This is a genomic window from Pseudoalteromonas sp. 2CM37A, assembly GCF_023161885.1.
Lineage (GTDB): Bacteria > Pseudomonadota > Gammaproteobacteria > Enterobacterales > Alteromonadaceae > Pseudoalteromonas > Pseudoalteromonas atlantica.
Genome location: NZ_JALNTJ010000029.1, coordinates 1 through 424, shown reverse-complemented (window position 1 = coordinate 424; position 424 = coordinate 1). Strand labels below are relative to the sequence as shown.

The 424-nt window shown below is 53.5% G+C and carries 1 protein-coding gene; it reads left to right on the top strand.

The genetic code is table 11. The features are described from left to right. A partial coding sequence (locus tag MTF68_RS19655) for an Ig-like domain-containing protein (protein WP_248463416.1) occupies window positions 1-424 on the top strand: 424 nt, incomplete at both ends.

Below are 424 nucleotides of genomic sequence, written 5' to 3'. Positions count from 1 at the left end.
CTGATGGCAGCTACAGTGTACAAGCCAGCATTACGGATGCGGCGGGCAATACAGGAGGCGCTACGCAATCGGGCACCATAGATAGCCTTGCACCGACACTGACACTCGATACTGTGGGTGCCACCAACGACAGCACGCCAACCATTAGTGGTACCACGAATGCACCAGCCGGCACGGTAATTAGCATCAGCGTTAGCGATGGCATTACCACCGAAACTTTCACCGCCACAGTGCAAGCGAATGGCAGCTGGTCAGCGGATGTACCAAATGCACTGGTTGATGGTGAGCTGACCATTGAAGCCAGTGTGAGTGATAACGCCGGTAACTCTACCACGGTTAGTGAAACAGCCACGCTGAACACCACCGCGCCAAGCATTAGCATTAATACCTTGGTTGATACCAACGACACCACGCCAACCATTAA